This window comes from Pseudomonas sp. WS 5051 (assembly GCF_012985715.1).
Taxonomy (GTDB): domain Bacteria; phylum Pseudomonadota; class Gammaproteobacteria; order Pseudomonadales; family Pseudomonadaceae; genus Aquipseudomonas; species Aquipseudomonas bubulae.
Genome location: NZ_JAAQWV010000002.1, coordinates 111,292 through 134,064 on the forward strand (window position 1 = coordinate 111,292; position 22,773 = coordinate 134,064).

The 22,773-nt window shown below is 59.4% G+C and carries 17 protein-coding genes; 7 read left to right on the forward strand and 10 right to left on the reverse strand.

From position 1 onward, the window contains the following. Positions 1-7 precede the first annotated feature (7 nt). Both HBN79_RS02915 and HBN79_RS02920 read right to left on the reverse strand, forming a co-directional pair. Positions 8-2,629: a Tc toxin subunit A gene (locus tag HBN79_RS02915; protein WP_169916232.1), complete on the reverse strand. Its 2,622-nt coding sequence runs from the start codon at positions 2,627-2,629 to the stop codon at positions 8-10. A 203-nt stretch (positions 2,630-2,832) separates the two neighbouring features. Continuing rightward, the gene (locus HBN79_RS02920; RefSeq protein WP_169916233.1) at positions 2,833-5,016 is read right to left on the reverse strand and encodes a TonB-dependent siderophore receptor; all 2,184 of its coding nucleotides are present in this window, start codon (positions 5,014-5,016) and stop codon (positions 2,833-2,835) included. Between the two features lie 614 nt (positions 5,017-5,630). Here HBN79_RS02920 and HBN79_RS02925 point away from each other — a divergent pair. Continuing rightward, entirely contained in the window at positions 5,631-7,757 is a 2,127-nt protein-coding gene (locus HBN79_RS02925) for an HAD family hydrolase (protein ID WP_095000335.1), read from the forward strand. A 61-nt stretch (positions 7,758-7,818) separates the two neighbouring features. Further along, positions 7,819-8,829 (forward strand): Ldh family oxidoreductase, encoded by a 1,011-nt coding sequence (locus HBN79_RS02930; RefSeq protein WP_095000334.1) that lies wholly within the window; start codon positions 7,819-7,821, stop codon positions 8,827-8,829. Positions 8,830-8,919: 90 nt separating this feature from the next. Here HBN79_RS02930 and HBN79_RS02935 read toward each other — a convergent pair whose 3' ends face one another. The 7 genes from HBN79_RS02935 to HBN79_RS02965 all read right to left on the reverse strand — a co-directional run bounded on the left by HBN79_RS02935 (position 8,920) and on the right by HBN79_RS02965 (position 15,728). Continuing rightward, positions 8,920-9,837 (reverse strand): dihydrodipicolinate synthase family protein, encoded by a 918-nt coding sequence (locus HBN79_RS02935; RefSeq protein ID WP_095019987.1) that lies wholly within the window; start codon positions 9,835-9,837, stop codon positions 8,920-8,922. A 218-nt stretch (positions 9,838-10,055) separates the two neighbouring features. Beyond that, entirely contained in the window at positions 10,056-11,087 is a 1,032-nt protein-coding gene (locus HBN79_RS02940; RefSeq protein WP_095017990.1) for a proline racemase family protein, read from the reverse strand. 9 nt (positions 11,088-11,096) lie between these two features. Then, entirely contained in the window at positions 11,097-11,819 is a 723-nt protein-coding gene (locus HBN79_RS02945; RefSeq protein WP_095017989.1) for an amino acid ABC transporter ATP-binding protein, read from the reverse strand. After that, complete coding sequence (locus tag HBN79_RS02950; protein WP_095026451.1) at positions 11,812-12,462, reverse strand: amino acid ABC transporter permease; 651 nt, start codon at positions 12,460-12,462, stop codon at positions 11,812-11,814. Before HBN79_RS02950 ends, HBN79_RS02945 begins: the two co-directional genes overlap by 8 nt. A gap of 9 nt (positions 12,463-12,471) precedes the next feature. Continuing rightward, positions 12,472-13,137 (reverse strand): amino acid ABC transporter permease, encoded by a 666-nt coding sequence (locus tag HBN79_RS02955; protein WP_095000329.1) that lies wholly within the window; start codon positions 13,135-13,137, stop codon positions 12,472-12,474. Beyond that, positions 13,130-14,899, reverse strand: a complete 1,770-nt coding sequence (locus HBN79_RS02960) for an aconitase family protein (protein WP_169916235.1) — start codon at positions 14,897-14,899, stop codon at positions 13,130-13,132. The genes HBN79_RS02955 and HBN79_RS02960 overlap by 8 nt, the downstream gene beginning before the upstream one ends. Positions 14,900-14,909: 10 nt before the next feature. Continuing rightward, positions 14,910-15,728 carry a transporter substrate-binding domain-containing protein gene (locus tag HBN79_RS02965; protein WP_095026449.1) on the reverse strand — a complete coding sequence of 273 codons (819 nt, stop codon included), beginning with the start codon at positions 15,726-15,728 and terminating at the stop codon, positions 14,910-14,912. Between the two features lie 310 nt (positions 15,729-16,038). On the opposite strand from HBN79_RS02965, the gene HBN79_RS02970 reads away from it, so the two are divergent. After that, positions 16,039-16,464, forward strand: coding sequence for a hypothetical protein (locus HBN79_RS02970; RefSeq protein WP_169916236.1), 426 nt, complete (start codon positions 16,039-16,041; stop codon positions 16,462-16,464). A gap of 200 nt (positions 16,465-16,664) precedes the next feature. Here the strand turns inward: HBN79_RS02970 and HBN79_RS02975 are convergent, their stop codons facing one another. Further along, a complete protein-coding gene (locus HBN79_RS02975; protein WP_169916238.1) occupies positions 16,665-17,345 on the reverse strand; it encodes a GntR family transcriptional regulator in 681 nt (226 codons plus the stop codon). 370 nt (positions 17,346-17,715) lie between these two features. Here HBN79_RS02975 and HBN79_RS02980 point away from each other — a divergent pair, with 370 nt between their 5' ends. The 4 genes from HBN79_RS02980 to HBN79_RS02995 all read left to right on the forward strand — a co-directional run bounded on the left by HBN79_RS02980 (position 17,716) and on the right by HBN79_RS02995 (position 22,771). Next, the gene (locus HBN79_RS02980; RefSeq protein WP_169916239.1) at positions 17,716-19,008 is read left to right on the forward strand and encodes an MFS transporter; all 1,293 of its coding nucleotides are present in this window, start codon (positions 17,716-17,718) and stop codon (positions 19,006-19,008) included. Between the two features lie 13 nt (positions 19,009-19,021). Next, positions 19,022-20,497 (forward strand): sucrose-6-phosphate hydrolase, encoded by a 1,476-nt coding sequence (locus HBN79_RS02985; RefSeq protein ID WP_169916241.1) that lies wholly within the window; start codon positions 19,022-19,024, stop codon positions 20,495-20,497. Positions 20,498-20,597: 100 nt separating this feature from the next. Further along, complete coding sequence (locus HBN79_RS02990; protein WP_095024711.1) at positions 20,598-21,596, forward strand: LacI family DNA-binding transcriptional regulator; 999 nt, start codon at positions 20,598-20,600, stop codon at positions 21,594-21,596. A gap of 164 nt (positions 21,597-21,760) precedes the next feature. Then, entirely contained in the window at positions 21,761-22,771 is a 1,011-nt protein-coding gene (locus HBN79_RS02995; RefSeq protein ID WP_095000323.1) for a zinc-binding alcohol dehydrogenase family protein, read from the forward strand. Positions 22,772-22,773: the final 2 nt, after the last annotated feature.

The window sequence follows — 22,773 nt, forward strand, 5'->3', positions numbered from 1 at the left end:
GTTGCGCTCATGGGGCGGTGGCGAAGACGGCGCTGCCGACCTGCTGCCAGTCATCGGAACTGAAGGTGGCGGTCAAGCCTGTCGCCATCAGCAACATGCTTGCCGAAAGACCTGTCTGCCTGGCGGTCTCATGGCAGCGCATCAGCCAGTCCAGTTCAGTCATCGAGCGCACGCGTTTTTCCAGCAGGGGCTTTATCAATACCTCTATCTCGCTGGCGTTCCACCCCAGCATCTGGGCCAGCAATTCGCTGGTTTGCGAGTTCAGACCGGTTTGTTCGCCGTTCTGGTTTTGAGGGTTGGCCTGGTTCAGATAATTGAGCAGTGTGGCGTGGTTAATCCCGTAAACGTCGCTGAAATGACTGAACCTCTGGAACAGATACAGGGTGCTCAGGGTTAACTTGAGGGTTGAATGTGCCGATTGCTCGGACTCCAGCCAACCGGGGTCAAGCAGAAAAGCCTGCAGGGCTTCACGGCTGATGGGCAGTTGCAGTTCGGTTTCTGCATGGGGAAAGAACAGCAGCAGGTGTTTGAGGGACTCATTGGGTTTATCACTGCCAAGGGCACTGGCGAAAATACGCGAAGCTTGCCTGAAGGCCTGTTTCATCAGCTCGGGGGCCTCGCTGGCCAGGGAGGTATCCTTGAGTAATTGATCTATTTCTTTCTTGAAAGGATGCAATTGTGAGTAGGCTGCGGACAGCTGCGTATTGAGTGTCTGCTTGACCCGGGCCTTGAGTGCCTGGTTGCGCCCCGCATCGGGGCTCAGGTTGACGTATTTGTCGACCATGTAGGCCACGCCTTTTTCCAGGCTGTCCGCTTTCGGTTGCGCGGGCAGCATGGACTGGGCCCGGAGCAGTCCTTTGGCCAGCAGCACATTCCAGGTGTAGGCAAGGGGTTTGCTACCGGCTTCCGGTTGCGGCAAGTCCAGCTCATCGAGTGTGGATTGCGCCAGCAGATATTGGGGCATGCGCTGCAACACCGCCTCGACCTGCGTGAGCCGCTGCTGTACGGAGGAGGGCAGCAACGTGCTCTCCAGTAACAATTGCTGGCGTAACTGTTGAACGCTTTTACCGCTGTCATTGAGCCAGCTAACCGCCCAGTCCAGTTGCATCAATACATCGAGAAAGTCCGCTGGCGAGTTGCTGCCTGACTGACGGAAGCCCGGCTTGACCAGTTGCTGGTGGTAGGTTTTGCCCCCCAGCAACTGGCACAGTTGATCGCAGTCCAGGACTGACAGTCCGAACATTGCGGGTAATGTGGCCTGTCGGTAAAAGCTGGAAAACGTCTCGATATTCCGGCGAGGCGTGGCGAAATATTGCCTGGTACGGGTTTTCAGCAACCCCAGGGACTGTGGTGTGTCTTCGAGGCCCAGAGCGCCACAGGCCCGATACAGAACCCCTTGTGTCGTACCGAGATCCAGCGGCTGGTTGTCGAGAGTCAGGGGGGAGTTGAGCCAGTGCGGCGGGTTGAATACCTGGTCGAATAGCGATGGGTGTTGCCCGACCCCATGAACGGGCATGTGGTAAAGCCATGCCGAAAATGTTCCGGGCGTCAGGCCATAGCGTTGGTTCAGGTAGCGAAAGACACCCATTGCACGCAGGCTGTTGTCGTTGATGGCAAGGTGTTCAGGGCTGCTGCCTTCACAACCGGCGATGCTATAGAGCAAGGTATCCAGATCTGCGAAAGGCATATTGAGCCAGCGTTGCAGGCGGATCATCCGTTGCAAACGGTCATGACGCTGTGGAGTTGTGTTTTGCAGGTGGTTTTTTTTTGATGAGTCGATGCTCAGGCCCAGTTTCTTTTGCCCTGTTCTGTAGGGGCCATTGATAAAGCGAGCGCCTGCAGTGTGATCCCGGGCAATCTGATCTGCCGTCTGCACGACGTTGCCAGACAAGCGCGGCTGATAGCTGGCGTGGGCAAGCAGTTCATGGAACTGCTCGGTGCTCAGACCGGTGTGCTGCATGAACTGTTGTTGGTCAGTGATGGGCTGGCTGTGGCCATAGTGTTTTTTGTAAAAGGTGTCTGTGCCCTGTTCTTCAAAGTCCTCGGTCAACAGGTTTTGTTGTGCAGGGCTGAGCAGGGTGAGCAGACGCTGCGCCTCATAGGCTTGCTGCTGCACCGTGCCGTACTTGTTCTCCGGCTGCTGGTCATAGGGCAGTTTCAGGCTGATGCGATAATTCAATGCACCAAGCCCCGGCTTGTTGCCCGCAAGCCCCAGCACGCATTGCTGATGGGCCAGGTCGAAAGGCAATTCAAAGGGGTAGCGTAATTCGGCCAGCACCTGATGCACCGTGCGGCCGCCATAAATGTCGCGATGCGTGTCCAGGTAGGTTTTGACCGGTGCGTTCAGGGCATCGTTGACCAGCGTCAGCAGTGGCAACTGACGGGAAGTGTTTTCAGCATTGATCACCAGTTCCTTGAGCGCAGGTACACGTTGGGCGAGGGTGATTTTGTCTTGAGTGCCTTTGCCGGTTTGCTCCACTTCCAGGGCAAACCGGTAGAGCGCCTGCAGATACGCCGCGGGCGAGTCGACTGCGGCGAGGGAAGTCGGTGAGCAAAAGGTATCCCAGTCGTCTTTGAACAGGGCTGACCAGGTGGGGCCCGAGTCGGGAGAGGCGGTGTCCGTTGGCATGGTAAATCTCCTGTGCGCGCAGTGGGTGATCCACGGCGCGTGCAGAAAATTAGCATTGCCATACCTGGCGTCTCGGCCAGCTGAAAGCACCGAGAAGCTTGGGAATTGTCGCTGAATGACAAGCGTTCGTGTGTTCCGGACGCAGGCCTTTTATGCAAGAGGGTGAAGGCAGGAGGCTACATGCCCCCTGCAATGCAGCATGATCAGAAGTTGATCGAGGCACTCAACCTTGCCGTCAGCGGCGCGCCCTGGAAGACATAGTTATCGCCCATGTATTCGCCCACATCGCGCCAGTAGCGCTTGTCGAACAGGTTATCGACGGTCAGGCGAAACACCGTGTCGTAACCTTCGATTCGGGTGCTGTAGCGGCTGCCGATATTGAAGATGGCGTACGCGTCGGCCTGTACCGTACCCACCTGGCTGGCGTATTTTTTGCCGCTGTACTGCACGCCGCCCAGCAGGGCCAGGCCGTCGATCCAGGGCAGGGCGTAGTCGCCGTAGAGGCTGGCGCGCAGGGTGGGTACGTTGATGGTCTGGTGGCCTTCATATTCGGGCGTGCCGCTGCCGCTGACCCGGGAGCGGATCGCCGCGACGCTGGCCGCAATCTGCAGGCGCTCGGTGGCCCGACCGTTGGCCGCCAGCTCAATGCCGGTGTTTTTCTGCTGGCCCTGTTGGACGTAAGTGAACTCGCCATTTTCGGGGCGAGCATACTGGTACGCCTGGCGGATCTGGAACAGTGTGGCGCTCAGGCTCATGCGCTGCCAGTCGTATTTGATCCCGGCCTCTATTTGGCGCGACACGGTGGGCGGCAGGATGTCAAAGGCATTGCTGGCAAACCACGGCGCTGTGCCACCCAGGGACAGGCCCTTGCTGTAGCGCGTATACAACGTCATGTTTTGCACCGGTTTGTAGATCAGCGCGGCCTGGGGCAGGAATTCATAGCGTTGGGTGTGGCGGGTGGTGTCGCCCTGATTGTCGAAGGTCTTTTCATCCAGACGCACTTCGCGCCCGCCGATCATGGTCTGCCATTGCTCGTTGAAGCTGATCAGATCATTGAAAAACACCCCGTACTGGCGGCTGTCCAGGCGGCGATGGCTGTCGTTGAGGGCGCCGTTGTAGCGCTCGAGGTTTTCAGGCTCGCTGTCGATATTGCCACTGCCGAGCCAATGGTTGATGGCTTCACGATTATTCACCACGCGCCGGAATGCACTGCTGCCCACGGTCAGCTCATGACCGATTGCGCCGGTATGGAAGCGACCGCTGAGGGCTGCCTGTACCTCATCATTGCGCCGGGTATCGTCAGGGCTGCGGAAGTCATAGATATCGTAGCCGCCCTCGGGGGTGAAGTAGTTGCCGACATTGGGTGTAACGCAGCCGACAGTACAACCGCCCCAGGCAAACGAGCTGTAGTCGTCGATCACCACCTTGCTGCGTGAGGCGCTCAGACTGCCTTTCCAGCTGTCGTTGAAGCGGTATTCGAAGTTGCCGTTGATATTCAGAGAATCAATGGTCACAGGTTTCGAGCCGCTCTGGTGCGCCAGCAGCTTTTTCGGCGAGGCGTGATGCGGCAGTTCGCTGCCGCCGAGCAACTGATAGCCCGGCACCGAACGCTGCTCCTTGTTCTGATACTCCACGTCCAGTTGCAGCAGGGCGTCGGGGTTGATGTTCCAGTCGAACGCCACAGAGGCGAAGTCACGCTGGCCGTTGGCGTGTTCGACATAAGAGTGAATATCTTCATGGGCAACGTTGGCACGCAGGCCGAACTGCTGTTCGCTGCCGAACCAGCCCCCCACATCGGTGGCGATGTAACCGCTGCCGCGATCGTCGGTAGACACCGTTACAGAGCGCACATCGGCTGCCCGCTTGGTCACATAGTTGACCGCGCCTCCGGGCTCGGAAACGCCGCTTTGCAAGCCTGAAAGCCCCTTGAGCAGCTCTACCTGCTGCTTGTTTTCCAGCCCGACATTTTGCTCGCCGGTGATGGTGCGACCATTGATCTTGTAGCTGCTGGCCGAGTTCAGCGAAAAGCCGCGCACTACAAAATTCTCGTAGTAGCCGACGGGCGCGTAGCTTTCGCCGACCGATGCGTCGTTTTTCAGCACATCGCTGAGCAGGCGGGCTTGCTGGTCTTCAATCAGGGCATCGGTAAACACCGCAATGGCGGCCGGCGTATCGAGCAAGGGCGCCGCGTCGAAACCACCGACCCAGGCGTTGTCGGCCTGATAATCGCCGTTGCCCGTGGCCGTCACGGACGTCGCCGGCAGTTCGGTCCCGACTGCATGTGCCGCAGGCATGGCGCTGCCCAGCAGCAGGCCGAGGCTGAGCAAACTGAGAGAGAATCGCGGGGCGGACTCTCCCTGGCTGAAAGTCCGGTAAAGCATGTTCATGCACAGCTCCTGAACGGTGGGCAGGCTTGAGACCCGAGCCTGTTTCTCAAGCGCGCCATCATACAGTCGCAAGCCGGGTTGCGCTTGGCGCTTCGCCATCAGGGAGCCTGCCATGACGGCCTGTCAGGGCCTGGCCCGACGGGTTTTTTGCGCAGCCGTTACAGCCTGTGGCTCAAGGCAATCCTTGATTTAGACGTGTTGCATGGGTTATAGCTAAAAAGGTCAGTCGTAGTATTACAGGAAATTAAAACGCCCTTATGGATGGAATCACACGTATCAATCGCCAGTTGGGCTCACACTTCGCATCCCTGATTGCAAGCTGTGGGCCTCACGTCAAATGCTGCATCAGTGCAGTCACAGGGTTTATTTCCCGCTTTCTCGCAAACTTCGCTATCCCCCACCTGAGACCCTGCTTCTCGGGCAGCTGCGCCAACTGGCGCCATTGTTACGTCCCTCCGCCTGATTATTTCTGACCGCCAGCCGTTCCGGTGCACTCACGCCCCGCTGTCAATGGTGCGTTCTGCTGCCCGGGATTTGTATTTGAAACCACGTTTTTGATCCAAAGCGTTTCCGCGGGCAGCCAATAATTGCTCGCGCTACAAGGAGCTGTGTTGATGATTTATTTTCAGGGTAAAAGAATTTTCAGTGCCATCTTCGATATGGACGGCACCATGTTCGACACCGAGCGCTTGCGCTTCAAAACGCTCAAGCAGGCCGCCGAGGAGATTTACGGCACGCCACTGAGTGAAGAAACACTGATCGGCTCATTAGGCCTGAGTGCCAAAAAAGCCGAGGCCCTGGCCAGGGCCAACCACGGCGAAGACTTCCCCTATGCCCAGGTTCGCCAGCGTGCCGACGAGCTGGAGCTGGCCCATGTGCGTGACCACGGCGTGCCGATCAAGGATGGCCTGCTGGAAGTGCTGGAGCGCTTGCGCAAATACGGCCTGACCATGGCGGTGGCTACGTCGAGCCGTCGCGCCATCGCCGAGGAATACCTGATCAATGCCAATGTGCTGAAGTATTTCGACGTTACCGTGTGCGGTGATGAGGTGACCCAGGGCAAGCCCCACCCGGAGATTTTCCTCAAGGCGGCCAGCGCGCTCAATTGCCTGCCAGAGCATTGCCTTATGCTGGAGGACTCGCAAAACGGTCTGTTGTCGGCCATTCGTGCCGACGGCCAGCCGATCCTGATTGAGGATATCAAGCCGCCAGCGCCTGAAGTCGCGGACTGCGCCCTCAAGGCCTACACCAGCATGCACGGTTTTTTGGGTGACCTGAACGAGTGCATGCCCGATCTCGGTCCTCCCGCGCTGACCGACAGTTTCCCGCCCACCCTCAATCAGTTCAGCGCCGGTATTCATGGTTTTGGCGCAATGGGCGGCGGTTACCTGACGCAGATTTTCTCGCACTGGGACGGCTACACCCGACCCTGCGAGATCATCGCCGCCACCCGCTCACGCATGCTGCGCGAGACCATCCAGGCGTTTGGCCGCTTCAGTGTGCGCTACAGCGCCACGTCCTTCGATCAGACCATCGATAACCTGCGCATGATCGATATGGACGACGCCGAAGCAGTGATCCGCATGTATGACGTGGCGGAAATCATCGGCCTGAGCCTGCCTGAAACGGCAATTCGCAAGCAGGCCGGGGTGATTGCCCGGGGCCTGGTGCGCCGCTACGAGCGCCGGGGGCGTGAGCTGACCATTTTGATTGTGCTGAACAAGGTCGGCGGTGCGGACTTTGTGCGTCGCCATGTGCAGGCGCAACTGGAGTTGCTGGTGTCTGCCGAGCTGTGCCGCAAGATTCTGGACAACACCCACTTTGTAGAAACGGTGGTCAGCCGCATCGTCTCAAAGTTGTCCAACGAAGCGCTGGTGCGCCAGTTGCGGATCAAGTCGAAGATGTTCCAGAACAGCCTCGATGACGAGCCTGACGCACCTCGCGCCGCACCGCGCACTCCGGTGCCTGAGTACGAGCGCCTGATCAGCCGCTTTCGACCTTTTACCCAGTCCAGCAACGCTTTGAGCCAACTGCATCTGATCCTGTTCAACAGCGAGCCGGACATGCCCCTGTACGCCCAGCGCTGCAGCAATCTGCTTGAGCGCTTGCGCCAGGTGAAGACGGTCGACGACATCACCCAGCCACAAGTCATCAAGAACCTGCTGTGGAATGGCCCGCACGCGATCATTGCCTGGTATGCGAGCCTGCTGGGGTACTCCTGGCTGGGGCAGGGCATGGGCGACCCGCGCGTCAGTGAGCTGGCGCAGCGCTTGATCGGTGAGGCAGTCGGCCCGGCACTGGTGGCCGAAAACCCGCAGATGGAAGATGCCGTGGCAGCATTTTCAGCCACCTTTCTGGAGCGCTGCAATACCTCCTTCAAGGACCCCTGTGCCCGTGTCGGACGTGATCCACTACGCAAACTGCAACGTAACGAACGGATCTTTCGCAGTATCGATCTGGCCAGAAAGCACGGGATTGACAGCAGTGCCCTGCAGTTCGGCGCGGCGCTGGCGTTGCACTATGCGCTGCGCAGCACTGACAGCAAGGATCTGGAGTGCCAGCAGATGCGTAGTCTGTATCAGGACAATGGCAGCATCGAGGCGGTCCTGACGTTTACCGGCAGCTATAACGGCCAGCCGTATCCGGGGTTGGACCCGGTCACGGATGCGGCGTTGATTGAGGCAATTGCCGGGTATTTTCATGGCCCGCTCTGTGCTGAATTCGTCATGCCCACGGCCTGAACCTATCAAGCCGTGAGCCTGAGGATGGTCCAGTCTGAAAGGTCTGTTCAAGGAGCTGACCATGAAACGACTGACCCTGGCCCAGGCTTACGAGCTTGCCGAATCGATCCTGTTGCATAACGGTTTCAACCAGGCCCATGCCCGCGCGGTGAGCGCCACGGTGCTGGCCGGGGAGCGCGATGGCTGCGCGTCCCACGGTTTGTACCGGGTATTGGGCTGTGTCAATTCACTGCGCGCGGGCAAGGTCTCGGCCGATGCCGCGCCGCGGGTGATCGACCAGGCGCCGTCGATAGTGCGGGTGGATGCAGCCGGCGGGTTTTCCCAGTTGGCGTTCCAGGCGGGTTTGCCGCTGTTACAGGAAAAAACCCGGGCCAACGGCATTGCAGCCCTGGCGATCAATCGTTGTGTGCATTTTTCCGCACTCTGGGTGGAAATCGAGCAGTTGACCGCGGCGGGGCTGGTAGCGCTGGCCTGTAACCCGAGCCATGCCTGGGTGGCCCCGGCGGGGGGCTGCCAGCCGGTGTTCGGTACCAACCCCATTGCCTTTGGCTGGCCACGGGCGGGGCGTGACCCGTTTGTCTTTGACTTTGCCACCAGTGCCATTGCCCGTGGCGACATCGAGTTGCATCGTCGGGCTGGCAAGGCTATTCCTGAGGGCTGGGGGGTTGACGCTCAAGGACTGCCGAGCACCGATGCCAATGTGGTGCTTGATACCGGCGCGATGCTGACCTTTGGCGGGCATAAAGGCTCGGCACTGGCGGCAATGGTGGAGTTGATTGCCGGGCCCCTGATTGGCGATTTGACCAGCGCCGAGTCCCTGGCTTACGACGCGGGGAGCAAGTCATCGCCTTATCATGGCGAGTTGATTATCGCGTTTGATCCGCAGCGCTTTCTGGGTGCGGCAACCGAAGAGCATCTGGCCCGGGCCGAGGGTTTGTTTGCCGGGATCGAAGGGCAGGGCGCGCGCTTGCCGTCGCAACGCCGGTATGAGGCGCGGGCGCGCAGCGAGGCGGAGGGGGTGCAGATTCCGTTAGCCTTGTTCAATGACCTGCAGGCGCTGCTGAAGGGATAGATTTGCCGGGGTGGCGCTTGTTGTGGGAGCGGGCAAGTCCGCTCCCACAAGGGGGGAGGCGGCAACAGAGTATCTACAGTAAGCCGTTGATCAAAGACCGACATCAGGTAAGTGCGGGCGGTTTGCCAGAGCTTTGGCCATGATTCGTTCGACAAATTCACGATCTTCCCGTGGCAGGGCCAGGCGCGGGGGACGGGTCAAGGCGCTGCCGCGACCGGCAATGGCTTCGCACAGCTTGATGCACTGCACCAGGTCGGCACGGGCGTCCAGATGCAGGATCGGCATCAACCATTCATAGATCGGCATGGCTTCGGCGAAACGCCCGGCCCTGGCCAGGCGGAAGATGGTTTCGCCTTCCCTGGGGAACACATTGGACATGCCCGAAACCCAGCCTTCGGCACCCACGGCAATGCTCTCCAGCACCACGTCGTCGAGGCCGGCAAACAGCACGAAACGGTCGCCTACTTCATTGCGGATATCGATAAAGCGGCGGGTGTCGCCCGAGGAGTCCTTGAAGCACACCACGTTGTCGCAATCGGCCAGAGAAATCAGGATGTCGGGGGTGACATCGTTTTTGTAGATGGGCGGGTTGTTGTAGACCATCAGTGGCACGTCGGCGTGCTTGGCTACATAGCGGTAGTGTTCGGCGGTTTCGAAAGGCTTGGAGCCGTAGACCAGCGCGGGCATCAGCATCACCCCATCGACGCCGACCTTGCGCACGGCATTGGCCACCTTGGCGGCTTGCACGCTGGTGAACTCGGCCACGCCGCAGATGACCGGCACCCGGCCGCCGGAGGCTGCCACAGCGACTTCGGTCACGGCGATTTTTTCTTCGGCGGTCAGGGAGGTGTTTTCCCCCACCGAGCCACAGACCACCAGGCCCGACACGCCGTCACGGATGACGTTGGAAATCACCTGGTGGGTCTTGTCCAGGTTGATGCTGAAGTCATCGTTGAATTGAGTGGTCACCGCAGGGAAGACGCCACTCCAGTTGATGCGCTTGCTCATGTTTGTTGCCTCCGGTCGCTAAGATAGTATTTCGTATACGTTTAATTGCGGTTTTATGTAGATACTCTGTTGCAGGTCAAGCCCTATTGTGGGAGCGAGCCTGCTCGCGAACGATCTTCGCGAGCAGGCTCGCTCCCACAGTTGCAGTGTTCCTGTAGCTGACGAACGCAGCCTCGCTGCGCTCGTCAGCTGCTACGGGTATTGCGTAAATGCTCTGGTCAGTTGGCACCCGGCCAGGTATCGGACAGGCGATAGCCCTGTGGCCACGGGTCGCTCGGGTCGAGCAGGTGTTGATGGGTACCGGTAATCCACGCCCGTCCGGAGATGCACGGGTAGATCGCGACGCGCCCGGCCACTTCGGTCATGGAGTCGATGCGGCAATGAAATTCAGAGCCGATTATCGAGCGGCCGATAAAGCGCTCGCCCACCTTGAGCAGCCCCTTGGCCTGCAACACCGCCATGCGCGCCGAGCAACCGGTGCCGCAGGGCGAGCGGTCGATCTTGCCCGGGCGGATCACGACCGCGTTGGCGCCGCTGGCAATACCGTTCTCATACACCACAGGCGCAGCGATCTGGCAAAACGAGATATGCGACCAGTCCGGGTTCAACGGGTGGGTGAAGCCCAGTTGCTCGTTGGCGGCGCGAGTGATTTTCAAACCGGTCTCAACGATGTCCCTGGCTTCATCCGGGCTGATGGCAAAGCCCAGTTCCTTGGCATCGGCAAGTACGAAGCTGTCGCCGCCATAGGCGGTGTCGACCTTGAGCGATCCCAGGCCCTCGACTTCGATCCAGGCATCCAGGCGGTCGGCGAAGGAGGGCACGTTTTTGATCTCGACCCGTTGTACCTTGCCGTCTCGACAGTCGGCTACGGCCTCGATCAGGCCACCGGGAGCTTCGAGCACCAGTCGGGTTTGCGGTTCGGTCATCGGCAGGATGCCGCTATCGAGCAAGACCGTGGACACGCAGATCGAGTTGGAACCCGACATGGGCGGAGTGTCGGCCGGTTCCATAATGATCCAGGCCATTTGCGCCCGTGGATCCTTGGCCGGCACCAGCAGGTTGACGTGCCGGAACACCCCGCCGCGAGGCTCGTTGAGCACAAAATTGCGCAGGGTCTCGTCCCGGGCGATCCAGCGCGACTGCTCCCATACGGTAGCCCCGGGCGGAGGCGCCACACCGCCGACGATCACGTCACCGACTTCGCCCTCGGCGTGACAGCTGACCACATGAATGACTTTCGATGAACGCATGTTCTGCTCCTATTTGACCGACTTGAGGAAGGCCGCGGTTTCCGCGTGCACAGGGTTGCCGATGACTTGATCGGGGGTACCGATTTCGTGCACCAGGCCATTGCGAAAGAACGCCACGCGGTCGGATACATCCCGCGCAAAGCGGATTTCGTGGGTGACCAGCACCATGGTCATGCCGTCTTCGGCGAGCATGCGCATGGTGTCGAGCACCTCGCCCACCAATTGCGGGTCGAGGGCCGAGGTGGCTTCGTCGAACAACATGTAGTCCGGTGACATGGCCAGGGCGCGGGCAATGGCCATGCGCTGTTGCTGGCCGCCGGAAAGCTTGCCGGGGAAGGCCTTGAGCTTGTCGCCCAGGCCCACATGGGTCAGTTGCTGCACCGCCAGGGCCTCGGCTTCGGCCTTGCTTTTGCCCAGCACCTTGCGCGGCGCCAGCATCACGTTTTCCAGCACGGTGAGGTGGGGAAAGGCGTTCCATTGCTGGAACACGATGCCGATTTTCTGACGCAGGTGGTTAAGGTTGGTGGCGCGGTCGTGGACTGCAATGCCGTCGACGCGGATATGGCCTTTCTGGATCGGTTCCAGGCCGTTGATGCACATCAGCAGGGTCGACTTGCCGGAGCCGGAGCCGCCGATAATCGAGACCACTTCACCCTTGTTCACGGTCAGGCTGACGCCCTTGACCACTTCGAGGTCGCCGAAGGATTTGTAGACGTTGTCGATCTCAATCATTTTCTTGCCACCTTTTTTCCAGGCGAGCACCAAGGCGCGCAACCACCAGGCTCATGACGTAATAGATAAGGCCCGCGATGCACAGCACCAGCATCGGTTCCTGGATGCGGGTGACGATGGTTTGCGAGGCGCGCAGCAGTTCGACGATGCCGATCCACATCACCAGTGCGGTATCTTTCATCACGCTGAGCACCAGGTTGAGCCAACCGGGGAAGGCCACGCGCATGGCAATGGGCAACACGATGTAGCGCAGGTCCTGCAGGTAGCTCAGGCCCAGCGAACGGCTGGCCCGGCGCACAGTAAACGGCACTGCCAGCACGCCGCTGCGCACGATCTCGGTGAAGTACGCGGCAGCGTAGACCCCCAGCACGATGCAGCCGACGCTGAAAGCGCTGATGTTCAGGCCGACGATGCTCTTGAGCGAGTTGAACAGCACGAACTGAATGAGCAAAGGCACGCTGCGAAACACATCCAGCACCCAGGCCAGCGGCAGGCTGGCCCGTGGCAGCAAGGCACGCATCAGGCCGAACAGCAGGCCGGCAACGGTGCCGAGCAAAATCGCCCAGCTGGTCAGTTGCAGGGTGATCCATGCCCCCTGCAGCAAAAACAGAAAATCGTTCCAGGTAAAGCTGGTGGAAAACATGGGCAGTCCTCAGTAACGGAACAGTCGCCAGGCCATGAGCCGGGCTGCTGCAACGATCGCCTTGGCAATCAGGTAATACAGCACCGCGGCAATGGCGAAGTATTCAAAGGTGCGGAATGTTTTGACGTTGTAGTCCTGGGTCACACCGGTGAGGTCGTTGTTCAGGCCCACGATCACCCCCAGCGAGGTCATCAGCACCGCCCAGACCATCTGGTTGGTCAGCGGGTAAAACACGATGCGCAGCAGCTGCGGTACGACGATCATGCGGTAGGTCTGGAAGGCGCTCATGCCCAGCGAGCGAGCTGCGCGTACCTGGGTTTCGGGTACGGCCTTGAGCCCGCCGCGAAAGTTCTCGGCCAGGTAACCTGCGTTGTTGAAGGTGATCCCGGCCAGCAGGGCGACCCATGAACTGACATGCAGGCCCAGGGAGCCGAGCCCGAAGTACAGGACATAAATCTGGAACAACGAGGGCGTGTTACGGGCAATGGACACCCAGGCATTACCGGCGCCGCGCAGCAGCGGGTTTTTGCTTTCGCGCATCACCGTTAGGGCCAGGGCGATCAGTACACCGAAGATCATCGACAGGGCAGCGGTCTCGAAGGTCACCAGGGCACCGGCGAGCATGTCCGGCAAGGCGCGCAGGGCAGAGCGCCATTGGAAGGTATAGTCAAACATGGGGTGCGTTCTCCAGTGAGGCAGCGGCTTGCAGCCACTGCGGCAAGCGCCCGCTGGCCGTGGCGCTGCACGCCGCATCCACACACTCGGCAAGGCTGGCGAAGTGAACCTTGCGGCCCACCAGGCCGGGGGCGTAATGGGCGTATTTGCCCGAGTTGGTCATCAGGTTTCTGGCGGCTGGCGGGATCACCGGTTCACCGAGCATGCACCAGCAGGTATCGCTGACAATCACGGCACCAAAGGCTTCGATTACGGCGATATACCCGGCGACGCGGGCCTGCTCCAGCACGGTGCGACCACAGGTGATCGCCAGTACCACGTCGGGATGACGGTGGCGGCCCTGGCACAGGCTTGCCAAACGGGCGAACTCGCTGAGGGAAAAGTGCGGGTTGCCCAATGACACCACATCCACCCTGGCATCGCGGGCGCTGTTGAGCTCCTGCCAACTGAGCCGCAATTCCTCCAGGCTGAGTTTGAACACCGGCAGCGGCCCATCGATCACCCGTGTCGGGTCGAGAGCTTCGGGGGTAACCCCGGCGATATGAAACAGCGCAGCGGCGCTGGTGGTGGCGAAGGCCGCACCGAATGCCTTGAGATCGTCCAGGTTCGGATGCTGCTGCTGGAGCCCGGAAACCAGCGGGATCCGGCTGCCGGCCAGGGCACCGATGTGGTAGCCGAGCAGCGGGTAGAAAGAGTCGTCAAGGTTGGACAGGGGCGGCACTTCTATGTGCAAACGGGCCTTGCGCTGATCTTCCAGATGACAGCCAATCAGCGGTGCCCGGCCGGTGAGGGCGATACAGATATCCAGATAGTCGGGGTACTTGAGGGTGCGTGCGCCGAGCACGCTGTTGGCGTAAACCACCGCGTTGGATTCGGCCCAGACAATCTGCTCGCCGGCCTTGGGCGCACTGTCGAGCAGATAAGGCGCGCAGGTGAAACTCAATTGTGCGCCCATGGCCATATAAGCATCGCCCAGCGCGCTGGCGGGTACACCGAGCGCCGGGTCGATACCCAGTTCGCGCCAACGGCGCTGATCCACGGAAATCGAATTGAGGGTGGTGGGTACCCGCACCTTGGCACCCCATGCCACCAGTTGTTGCGCAAAGCGCAAACTCGCCGGCCCGGTATAGATGCAGCCGTCGATATGGGCCTGGGTGATGTCCACCAGATATTTGGCGCCCTGGATATGCGCCATGCGCAAAACGATCTGCATGGCCACCTGAGCGGCCTTGCCTTGGCTGCCGTCGAGCAGTGCACGGTCGTGTGCGGTCAGCTCGATCGAGCTGTGTGCATCTTCGGTTGGCCTGTCGTTGCGTGGTGCCGGAGTATCGTCAGGCGTTGAATCGTAAAGGCTCAAACCGTTGCCATCGACCCTGGCGAACGCCTTGCCGCGCAATTGGCCAAAGGCTTCCTTGCCGATGCACAGCACCGGCAGGGATCGTTGGAACAGGGTCTGTGCCACCAGCACGCCAAGGGTCAGGATCTCGTCGGCCTCGGCCAGCACCAGCGCAGCAGGAGCATGGCCATTGCTGATCAGTTCCATCAGCACACTGCTGCCGGTACAGGAGCCGCGCCCGCTGGGGATTGCCAGCACACGGCCGGCCAGGCATTCGCCGCTGAGCGGGTGATGGCGGTCGATCACCTCGCCGCTGAACGGGTCGACGCCGCCCCAGAAACTCAGGCCGACCTCGGCGTACAGCAGCGGGGCGGATGCACAACCATCAACCAGGCTGCGGCCTTCAAGAGAACTTATCCCGGACATGCTGGATACCTCAGTAATAAACGTGAGGTACGGTCAGATCAGCCGGTGGAATCTCGGTCCCGACCCATTTGGTCCACAGCTCCTTGTAGCGTCCGGTGCGTACTTGCTGGTTGACGAACAGGTTCAGGTAGTTGAGCAGGCCGTACTCGTTGCGCTTGGCGCCCAGGGACACGTAATCGACCACATAAGGCGCGTTACCGGCGACCTTGAGGTTTTTGTACTTGCCTGATTTAAGGGTAGCCGCAGCCACGGTGTTGGTGACCACGGTGGCCTCGATATGGCCCTGGGCAACGGCCAGCAGGGTGTCGTTCTGCGACTGATAGGCGCGGAATGAACCGCTGCCCCAGTTTTTCACGTCTTTTTCCAGGGCGATGGCTTCATAGGTGCCGCTGGTGTTGCCCAGGGCCTTGCCCTTGAGATCTTCAAAGCTGTTGATACCGGTGTTGTCGCGGGTCAGCACCACCATCTGGAAGGCAAAGTAAGGAATGCTCAGGCCAACGGTCTTGGCCCGTTCTAGGGTGTCGGAAGTGGAGGCCACAATGACATCGGCGCGCCCGGAGACCAACGCCGGAATCCGGTCAGGGAAGGGGGTTTCAACGATTTCGGCATCGACACCGAGCACTTTTGCCAGATCGTTGCAGTAGTCCACATCAAAGCCGACGGGCTTGTTGGCCTCGTCACGGGAGCCCATGGGCGGGAAGTCCAGGGTGACGGCGCAGCGCAACTTACCCGAACCGATAATATCGTCGAGCTTGTCGGCCTGCGCCGTGGCAATAAAGGAGGTACTGAGAACAGCGCTGAGAGCTACGGCAAGTACGGGGTTTTTCATGGAAGCCTCGGAGTCGTTGAAGGGCTGTTGATTAACGGTCTTTGGATTTCGTATACGATATTTGTTTTGCAAGGCGTGTGCCGATTTTTGCCGCAGGCCGCAATAAGTGAGCGAGCGCGGTATTTGCAGGCTTGCGTGATGGCACTCTGGTACTGGAGGGGTTGAGCGGTAGCAGGGGGGTGTTACAGAAGGGAGCATTACTGTGGGAAATGCCCCACAAAGGAACACTTGCTGGCTTTTTGGCGGTATTGGCTATTTTTTGCCCTGCGGGCAGTATGGGCTAGGTACTTTTTTTGGGAGTGTGAAGCCTATGCCTATCGATGATGACTGCTGGGTGTACTACATCAATACAAACCTGATGCTCACGGCTCCGGTGAATCTGGCGCCCTTGGCACAAGCCATGGCGCCTGGAGATCTGCCCGAAGAATCAATCAGTTGCCTGCATGACAGTCAGGCTGACGGCGACCTCTATCATTCTGTTTTTGAAGCCTCTGGCCCGCAAGGCAGTTACCCCACCCCTGATGAAAGCATCAGGGCCTTGCTCGATGCCATTGAGCAATTGCCGCAAGCACTGCAGCCGTTATGGCACGCCTGTACAAAAAAGACCCTGGATATTGGCTACAACAGCGGAGTTACACCACGTTCCGTCAGCCACCCGATCCCGATCGATACGTTGCTGCGCATGCAGTCATTGGGGATCGACCTGTGTATTACGGTGTACTCGGTGGGGGAGTGAAGAACACGAAATCTTGTAGCCGCTGAGGAGCGCAGCGAGGCTGCGATCGATTGCGAAGCGGTCTTAAACCCTGAGCCCCGGATGTACTTGGCCCAACGCATTAACCGATTTTACGACTGCTGTGTCGCAGTGGCGCACCAAACCGATCGCAGCCTCGCTGCGCTCCTCAGCGACTACAAGCTAAAGCGTTGCGTACAGGCTCAATGGCTTTGCGGCAAATGCTCGAACAGGGTTTTGCACACGCCGGCAATATGCTCATCCAGCAACTTGACGGCCAGCTCAATATCACCAGCGCGGCAGGCGTCAAGGATCTCCCGGTGTTCGTGATCGGCACGGTGTTTACCTGCCGACAAACTCATTTGCATACGCAGGTAGCGTTCCAGTTTGTCATTGACTGAGCGGATCAGGCTGATCATGAACGGTCGCTGCGCCGGCTCGTACAGGCAGGCGTGCAGTTCCCAGTTAAGCTCGGTCCAGCGGCCCACGTCATCTTCCCCGACAAACTCCTGGCATATGCGTTCGGCACGGGCAAAGGTGTCTGCGGTCATGTTGGGAATGGCCAGGCGCAGCAGTTTGTCTTCAAGGAGCATGCGCACTTCGAACATCTGCGCCAGTTCGGCCTCGGAAATGCGCGTGACCATGGCGCCGCGGTTGCGCTGGAACATCACCAGCCCTTCAGCTTCAAGTCGCTTGAGGGCTTCGCGCACGGGGATTTTGCTGACATTGAACTGGCGGGCGATATCATCCTGGCGAATCGGTTCATCTTCAGCGAAATGCCCGGCGACAATCGCATCGCGCAAATGCAGGGTGATGATTTCCGATGTGGAAGGCGAATTGCCGAGGTCGGGTGCATTGAGTTTTGGATGGGCCACGATGGTCATCATTCGCTTGTAAAAGATATATGGTATACGAAACTCAGCGGGTAAGCCTTGTGCCAGTCGCCCTGCGGCCTGTTACCTGGCACGGGTCAGCCTGCAAATGCCAGCACATTACAGGCTAGCCTGAGCCCGACTGAAGGCCGGCGACGTAGTCGGGTTAATCCTTAACCTGCTTGATGTCCTTGCGCAGGGGTTCCCCTGCAAGGTGTCAAAAAAACACCTGATCAGGCACCGGGTCATCGCGACCTGATATGAGCTTCCAGCCCCTGTCCATTGCTGCTTTCCTGAGCCATGAGCTTGACAGCGAAGCTGTAGGCATCCGTAATAGGAGAAAATGTTAACGTTAACTTAAATAAGAACAAGAGGGACACCCATGCAACGGACGGTCAAGCGTGATTACTGGCTTATCAGCGGTTTGCTGTTTTTTTTCTTTTTTTCATGGTCTTCCAGTTACTCGCTTTTTTCCATCTGGTTGCATCAGGTCATCGGCCTCAATGGCGCGCAGACCGGCTATGTATTTGCCGCGAATGCAATCGCAGCACTGCTGATCCAGCCGTTCTACGGGGCATTGCAGGACAAGCTCGGCCTGTCCCGCAAGCTGCTGGTATGGATTGGCCTGCTGCTGTGCGCCGCCGCACCCTTCGCGATTTATGTCTATAGCCACTTGCTGGCTCAGAACGTAGTGCTCGGCGCAGTGGTGGGGGCGGTTTTCCTTGCCTTTGCCATGCTGGCCGGGGTTGGCGTGATCGAAAGTTATACCGAACGGTTGTCACGGCACGTGGGTTTCGAGTTCGGCACCAGCAGGATGTGGGGTTCCCTGGGCTGGGCTGCGGCCACCTGCATTGTGGGTGTGGTGTTCAACATCAACCCCAATATTGCCTTCTACATGAGCAGTGCTGCCGGCGTGGCGTTTTTGCTCATTCTGTTTCGACTGGACCTGAGCCGGTTCAACCAACCCGGCTGCGCCAGCGGCGCAAGTGGCGCTGCGCCCGTATCTGTCGGTGATCTATGGCAATTGCTCAAGTTGCCGCGGTTCTGGGCCTTCAGTGTCTATCTGACCGGGGTGTGCGGGATTTACATGATCTACGAGCAGCAGTTTCCGGTGTATTTCTCGTCGTTTTTTGCGACCCCGGAACAGGGCATTCAGGCCTATGGTTACCTGAACTCATCCCAGGTCCTGCTGGAGGCCGGCTTGCTCCTGGTTGCCCCTTGGGTGGTTAGCCGTACCGGTGCGAAATACGGGCTGATCCTGGCGGGCAGCATCATGTTTTTTCGCATTCTGGGTTCCGGCCTGGCTACAGAAACCTGGGCCATCGCCGTGTTCAAGATGCTGCACGCGGTTGAGGTGCCGATCCTGCTGGTCTCGGTGTTCAAATATATTGCGTTCAATTTCGACCCGCGCCTGTCTGCCTCGATCTATCTGGTGGGCTTTCACTTCGCCCAGCAACTCACCGCCATGCTGCTGTCGCCCTTGGTTGGCTACGGTTATGACCAATACGGATTTGCCGATGTTTACCTGGCCATGTCCGCTCTGGCTGGCGCCTGCCTGCTGCTGTCCTGGACCCTGCTGCGCAACGATCCACGGCAACCACCGGGCAAAAACGCTGTTGCCGAAGCGCTGGCATTACCCGCCATCACTCAATCAGTTACCCGTTATGAACCCTGACAAGGACCACCCCATGCACGCTGCACGGCTGGACATGGCCCATCGCGCCATTGAACAAACACTGCCCGAACGCGGCAACGACTATCGCCTCGCCTATCACCTGGCCCCGGCAGCCGGGTGGATGAACGACCCTAACGGCCTGGTGTTCTTTCGCGGCCAATACCACATGTTTTATCAGCATCATCCTTTTTCTGCACAATGGGGCCCCATGCACTGGGGGCACGCCAGCAGCGCCGATCTGGTGCATTGGCAGCATTTGCCCATCGCCCTGGCACCGGGTGACAGTTATGACCGTGATGGCTGCTTCTCAGGCTCGGCAGTGGTACTCGATGACACCCTGTACCTGATCTATACCGGTCACATCTGGTTGCAAGAGCCGGGTGATGACCAGCACATCCGTCAGGTCCAGTGCCTGGCCAGCAGCACCGATGGCATTACCTTTATCAAGCACGGGCCGGTCATCGACACACCGCCTGACCCGGCCATCATGCATGTTCGTGACCCAAAGGTGTGGCAGCGCCACGGGGCCTGGTGGATGGCGCTGGGGGCACGCCTTGGGGATGACCCGCAGTTGCTGCTCTATCGTTCAGATGATCTGTTGCACTGGGACTTTCTGGGCTGTGCGCTGCAGGGGCAACGTGAACTTGATGGGTATATGTGGGAGTGCCCGGATATTTTCGAGCTGGAGGGGCGCGATGTGTTGCTGTACTCGCCCCAGGGCTTGAAGCCCTGCGGATATGACAATTGGAACCTGTATCAGAACAGCTACCGCATGGGGCAACTGGACGACAAGGGTGTGTTCAAACCCGGTGGCCCGCTCCATGAACTCGATCATGGCCACGATTTCTATGCTGCCCAGACCTTGCTCGCACCAGATGGCCGTCGCTTGTTATGGGCCTGGATGGACATGTGGGAAAGCCCGATGCCCAGCCAGGCCGAGCACTGGTGCGGAGCGCTGACATTACCCCGTGAAGTCAGTCGCGACGGTGATCGGCTGCTGATGCGTCCGGCCCGTGAGCTGATTGCATTGAGGCAGGCGGGGCAGGTGCTGCAGATAGGTGCGCTGAAGTCTGCCAATCAGTTGCTGGATACCTGGGGGGCGCTGCTGGAGATTGAACTTGAGCTGGATATTGCCGCCAGCAGCGCTGAACATTTTGGTCTGGCATTGCGCTGCAGCAATGATCAGCAGGAGCGTACCTTGCTGTATTTTGATGCCATGGCCCGGCGCCTGGTGCTCGACAGGCAACATTCCGGCGCTGGGGTGAGCGGAGTTCGCAGTGTACCGATCGCGGCAGGGCAGACACGCATTGCCCTGCGAATTTTTCTCGATCGTTCATCCATCGAAGTGTTCGTCGACGATGGCGCCTGGAGCCTGAGCAGCCGAATTTACCCAAAGGCCGACAGCCTTGCGCTGCGGGCTTATGCCGTCAATGGCACAGGCCATTTTGGCGAGGCCCTGGTGTGGGGGCTGGCGGATCTGAAGCTATGAAGTCGGGCCTTTTGGCGCAGGGCGCGCCGTCCTTGCTCATGCTGTTCTGACGCTATCAGGCATGACATCATGCCCGGTCAGACACGTATGGCGCGTACCCATGGCTTCAGTAAAAGATGTTGCACGGCTGGCGGGGGTTTCCCTGATGACCGTTTCCAGGGCCCTCAACACCCCGGGAAAGTTGAATCAGGAGACCCTGGCCAAAGTGCTGCAGGCCGTCGAGACCCTGGGTTATGTGCCCAGTCTTTCTGCGCGCAAGACCCGCGGCGGCCACTCCAGTGGCAAGACCATCGGCATCTTTGCCCTGGATACGGCCACCACTCCTTTTGCCGTTGAAATGCTGCTCTCGATGGAGCGTACGTCCCGCGAGCATGGCTGGAACGTGTTTATCCTCAACGTGTTTGAAGCCCCGCCCTGCCAGAAGGCCATCGAGTTGATGCTCTCCCATCAACCGGACGGCATCATCTTCAGCGCCATGCAGCTTCGCCGGGTGGAAATTCCGCAGGTACTGCGCAGCGTGCCGCTGGTTCTGGGCAATTGCGTCAGCACCGAAACCGGCATTGCTTGTTATATATCAGACGATGAAGACGGGCAGTATCAGGCGGTACGCCAAGCGCTGCGACAGGGCTACCGCCGTCCGCTCTGCATAAACCTGCCGCAAAGCAGTATGGCCTGGGGGTTGCGCCAACGCGGACTGGCCCGCGCTCTGGACGAGGCCGGGATCAGTGCCGCGCAACTGCCTCAGTTCGACCTGCCCGACGATGACGGCTATCAGCACACCCTTGTGGTGCTGGAGCAACAGCTGCTAGCGGGTAATGGAACTCCGCCCTTTGACCTGCTGATTTGCGGCAACGACCGGATTGCCCTGGTGGCGTATCAGTATCTGCTCAGTCGCGGCTTGCGTATTCCGCACGATGTGGCGGTACTGGGGTTTGACAATATGGTGGGGGTTGCCGAGCTGTTTTACCCACCCTTGAGCACCGTGCAGTTGCCGTATTACGAAATGGGTCGCCGCGCGGCACTGCATCTGATCGAAGGCCGGGGCGACTGCGCCATCCACAAGATTGCCTGCCCGCTGGTTGAGCGCGACTCCTGCTGACCCGTTCGGGGGGGGTAAATCCAGGCATGGGATCTGGTAAGGCCAATTCATAAAAAAAATAATTGGTCTTGCCAATATTTTTTCCTCCGTGTAGTTTTCGAGCCGCACCCATTGTGGTCTCGCCAATACCCGGTAGCCCTTGCGTTATCGACGGAGAATAAAAAATGCTGACTGTGATCTGTAACGAACCCCGCTTGCTCACCACCCTCGAAAGCCCTATTCCCGAGCGTCGCCCCGGTGAAACCCTGATCAGGATCAAACGTGTGGGTGTGTGCGGTACCGACTTGCACATCTTTACCGGTAACCAGCCGTATCTGGAGTACCCGCGGGTGATGGGCCACGAATTTTCCGGCATCGTCGAGGCCAGCGAAGAGGGCAGCGCTCTGGTACCGGGCGATGTGGTCTACGTGATGCCTTACATTTCGTGTGGTACGTGCATCGCCTGTCGGCAGGGCAAGACCAACTGCTGCTCGCGCATCCAGGTGCTGGGTGTGCACTGTGACGGTGCCTTTACCGAGTACCTGAGTGTCGCCCATCAGTTCATTCACAAGGCCGTCGGGGTGACCCTGGACCAGGCCGCAATGATCGAATTCCTGTCCATTGGCGCGCATGCGGTGCGCCGTTCGAACCTTCAGGCCGGGCAACGCACGCTGGTAGTCGGTACCGGTCCGATCGGCATGGCCGCGGCGATTTTTGCCGGCTTGCGCGGAGCGCAGGTCACGGTGCTGGATACCCGTGACGACCGTCTGGATTTTTGCCGCAAACATCTGAATATTCACGCAGCGGTGAAGATTGGCGACGGCGATAAAGATGCGCTCGCCGACCTGACCGATGGCGATTTTTATGATGTGGTTTTCGATGCTACCGGCAACGCCCGGGCCATGGAGCGTGGCTTTGAATTTATCGCCCACGGTGGCACCTACGTGATGATCTCGGTGGTGCGTGACACGATCACCTTCTCCGATCCCGAGTTCCACAAGCGCGAAGCCACCCTGATGGGTAGTCGCAATGCCACCGTCGAAGATTTCCGCTATGTGGAGCAATGCCTGCGCGACGGCCTGATCCCCGATCAGGCGCTCAACACCCACCGTATTCCCCTCAACGAAGTGGCCAGCCGTTTCTCCACGCTGCTGGATCCGCAGCAGGGCGTGGTCAAGGCCATTATCGAGTGCTAGCA

What these genes read in the sequence shown, in the direction of transcription:
- HBN79_RS02970 (WP_169916236.1), top strand. Translation starts at nt 16,039, where the DNA reads ATGCCTATCGATGATGACTGCTGGGTGTACTACATCAATACAAACCTG.
- HBN79_RS02945 (WP_095017989.1), bottom strand. Translation starts at nt 11,819, where the DNA reads ATGATTGAGATCGACAACGTCTACAAATCCTTCGGCGACCTCGAAGTG.
- HBN79_RS02995 (WP_095000323.1), top strand. Translation starts at nt 21,761, where the DNA reads ATGCTGACTGTGATCTGTAACGAACCCCGCTTGCTCACCACCCTCGAA.
- HBN79_RS02930 (WP_095000334.1), top strand. Translation starts at nt 7,819, where the DNA reads ATGAAACGACTGACCCTGGCCCAGGCTTACGAGCTTGCCGAATCGATC.
- HBN79_RS02920 (WP_169916233.1), bottom strand. Translation starts at nt 5,016, where the DNA reads ATGAACATGCTTTACCGGACTTTCAGCCAGGGAGAGTCCGCCCCGCGA.
- HBN79_RS02990 (WP_095024711.1), top strand. Translation starts at nt 20,598, where the DNA reads ATGGCTTCAGTAAAAGATGTTGCACGGCTGGCGGGGGTTTCCCTGATG.
- HBN79_RS02915 (WP_169916232.1), bottom strand. Translation starts at nt 2,629, where the DNA reads ATGCCAACGGACACCGCCTCTCCCGACTCGGGCCCCACCTGGTCAGCC.
- HBN79_RS02960 (WP_169916235.1), bottom strand. Translation starts at nt 14,899, where the DNA reads ATGTCCGGGATAAGTTCTCTTGAAGGCCGCAGCCTGGTTGATGGTTGT.
- HBN79_RS02935 (WP_095019987.1), bottom strand. Translation starts at nt 9,837, where the DNA reads ATGAGCAAGCGCATCAACTGGAGTGGCGTCTTCCCTGCGGTGACCACT.
- HBN79_RS02955 (WP_095000329.1), bottom strand. Translation starts at nt 13,137, where the DNA reads ATGTTTGACTATACCTTCCAATGGCGCTCTGCCCTGCGCGCCTTGCCG.
- HBN79_RS02925 (WP_095000335.1), top strand. Translation starts at nt 5,631, where the DNA reads ATGATTTATTTTCAGGGTAAAAGAATTTTCAGTGCCATCTTCGATATG.
- HBN79_RS02975 (WP_169916238.1), bottom strand. Translation starts at nt 17,345, where the DNA reads ATGACCATCGTGGCCCATCCAAAACTCAATGCACCCGACCTCGGCAAT.
- HBN79_RS02940 (WP_095017990.1), bottom strand. Translation starts at nt 11,087, where the DNA reads ATGCGTTCATCGAAAGTCATTCATGTGGTCAGCTGTCACGCCGAGGGC.
- HBN79_RS02985 (WP_169916241.1), top strand. Translation starts at nt 19,022, where the DNA reads ATGCACGCTGCACGGCTGGACATGGCCCATCGCGCCATTGAACAAACA.
- HBN79_RS02965 (WP_095026449.1), bottom strand. Translation starts at nt 15,728, where the DNA reads ATGAAAAACCCCGTACTTGCCGTAGCTCTCAGCGCTGTTCTCAGTACC.
- HBN79_RS02980 (WP_169916239.1), top strand. Translation starts at nt 17,716, where the DNA reads ATGCAACGGACGGTCAAGCGTGATTACTGGCTTATCAGCGGTTTGCTG.
- HBN79_RS02950 (WP_095026451.1), bottom strand. Translation starts at nt 12,462, where the DNA reads ATGTTTTCCACCAGCTTTACCTGGAACGATTTTCTGTTTTTGCTGCAG.